Origin of the sequence: Inquilinus sp. 2KB_23 (assembly GCF_052115705.1) — a bacterium.
Classification (GTDB): domain Bacteria; phylum Pseudomonadota; class Alphaproteobacteria; order DSM-16000; family Inquilinaceae; genus Inquilinus; species Inquilinus ginsengisoli_A.
Genome location: NZ_JBFRHF010000072.1, coordinates 1 through 2,487 on the forward strand (window position 1 = coordinate 1; position 2,487 = coordinate 2,487).

The 2,487-nt window shown below is 70.8% G+C and carries 2 protein-coding genes; both read left to right on the forward strand.

Annotated features, from left to right (window positions below; genetic code table 11):
* A partial coding sequence (locus AB4112_RS35905; protein WP_441727241.1) for a condensation domain-containing protein occupies window positions 1–992 on the forward strand: 992 nt, incomplete at its 5' end.
* The coding region (locus tag AB4112_RS35910) for a condensation domain-containing protein (protein WP_441727243.1) at window positions 992–2,487 on the forward strand (1,496 nt) is incomplete at its 3' end. The genes AB4112_RS35905 and AB4112_RS35910, both read left to right, overlap by 1 nt.

A 2,487-nucleotide genomic window follows, 5' to 3' on the forward strand; every position in this document is an offset into this window, starting at 1 on the left:
GGTGTCGGGTGTCGCTGGAGGCGGTGGGGACATCGTTCCGGGGCTGGGCCCGGCATCTGGCCCGGGAGGGGAGCGAAGGGAAGCGAGCCGGAGAGCTGGAGCTGTGGCGGTCGATGCTGGCGGGGGGAGAGGCGCTGTTGTCGCGTCGGCCGCTGGATCCGGAGCGGGACCGGGTGCGGACGGCAGGGCATCTGCGTCTGGCGCTGCCGCCGGGGTTGACGGAGGCGGTGCTGACGCGGTCTGCGGGCCTGGTACAGGGCGGGATCAACGACGTGCTGCTGACGGGGTTCTGCCTGGCGGTGCTGGACTGGCGCCGAGGGCTGGGCCGGGGATCGGCGACGTCGGTTCTGGTGGATCTGGAGGGGCATGGGCGAGAGGCGGATGCGCCGGGATTGGACCTGTCGCGGACGGTGGGCTGGTTCACGAGCCAGTACCCGGTGCGTCTGGATGCGGGCGGGGTGGACCTGCGGGATGCGGTGTCGGGGGGTGCGTCGCTGGGAACGGCGCTGAAGCGGATCAAGGAGCAGTTGCGGCGGCTGCCGGATGGGGGTCTGGGCTACGGCGTGCTGCGGTACCAGGATGGAAGGGGCGAGGAGGCGCTGTCGGGGTTTGCGGCGCCGCAGATCGGCTTCAACTACCTCGGGCGGTTCGCGGTGCCGGAGGATGCGGATTGGAGCCTGGCGCCGGAGTGGGGTGCGCTGGGCGGTGGCGACCCTGAGATGCCGCTGGCGCATGGGCTGTCGGTGGATGCGGTGACATGGGACCGGCCGGCGGGACCGGAGCTGGTGGCGCACTGGTCATGGGCGTCAGGGCTGTACGGGGAGGATGAGGTCCGGGATCTGGCGGAGGGATGGTTCCGGCTGCTGGAGCGGCTGATGKCCTATGCCGGAGAGGTGGGCAGCGTGGGGCTGACGCCGTCGGAYCTGCCGCTGGTGGAGCTCGACCAGGCCACCATCGAACGGCTCGAAGCCGAGTTGAGGAGCKCGCGTTAATGGCCGGAGTGATCGAGGACATCCTGCCGCTGACGCCGCTGCAGGAAGGGCTGCTGTTCCATGGGYTGTAYGAYGAGGAGGGGCCGGACGCGTATCTGGTGCAGATGACGTTCGACCTGGCCGGCCGGCTGGACGCACCGSTTCTGGGACGGTCGGCGCGCAAGCTGCTGGCGCGGCATGCGAATCTGCGGGCGGCGTTCCGGCATGGCGGCCTGGAGCGGCCGGTGCAGGTGATCCTGCGCGCGGCGGAGCCGTCCTGGACGGAGCTGGACCTGTCGGGCCTCGGCGAGGCAGAGCGGGAGGCGGCGCTGGCGGATGCGCTGGCGTCGGACCGCAGCCACCGCTTCGATCTCGGGCAGGGGCCGCTGATCCGGTTCATGCTGATCCGGCTGGGACCGGAACGGCACCGGCTGGTGATCACCAACCACCACATTCTGCTGGACGGCTGGTCGACGCCGCTGCTGCTGCGGGAATTGTTCGCGCTGTACCGGGCGGGAGGCTCCGGGGAGGGGCTGCCGCGGGTGACGCCGTTCCGGGACTACCTGGACTGGCTGCGGCGGCAGGACGGGCCAGCGGCGGAGGCGGCGTGGCGGGAGGCGCTGCAGGGTCTGGAGGAACCGACGCGGCTGGCACCGAGGCGGCCGACGGCGGCGACGATGCCGGAGACGGTGTCGGTGGCGCTGACAACGGAGCAGACGTCGGCGCTGACGCGGCAGGCCCGCCGGCTCGGGCTGACTGTGAACACGCTGGTGCAGGGGGCCTGGGGCATCCTGCTGGGGCGCCTGACCGGACGGGACGACGTCGTGTTCGGGGTGACGGTGTCGGGGCGGCCGGCGGATCTGCCCGGGATCGAGGCCATGGTGGGGCTGCTGATCAACACGCTGCCGCTGCGCTTGCGGCTGCGTCCGGCGGAGCCGCTGCAAGCGCTGCTGGCCCGGCTGCAGGACGAACAGTCCCGCCTGCTCGCCCACCAGCATCTCGGCCTCACCCGCATCCAGCAGATCGCCGGCTTCCCCGACCTCTTCGATACACTCCTCGTCTTCGAAAACTATCCGTTGGATCGGAATCCGCCGGAGCTTGCCGACAGCGGATTGGAGCTCACCTCGGCGCTTGTTCGGGACGCATCGCATTACCCGCTGATGTTGCAGGTTCTACCCGGCGAGCGCCTGCAACTTCGCCTCGACCACCGCCCCGACCTGTTCGACCGGGACACGGCGGCGGCGCTGGTGTCGCGGCTGGTGCGGCTTCTGCGCTCGGTGGTGTCGGATCCATCGCAGTCGGTGGGCCGGATCGAGCTTCTGGATGCGGAGGAGCGGTCCCGTCTGCTGTCGGGTTGGAATGGGACGGATCGGGCGGTGCCTGGCGGGACGGTGCCGGATCTGTTCGAGGCGCAGATGCGCCGGACGCCGGATGCGGTGGCGCTGGAGCATGGCGGTGAGGTGGTGAGCTATGCGGAGCTGAACCGCCGTGCGAACCGGCTGGCGCATGTGCTGAT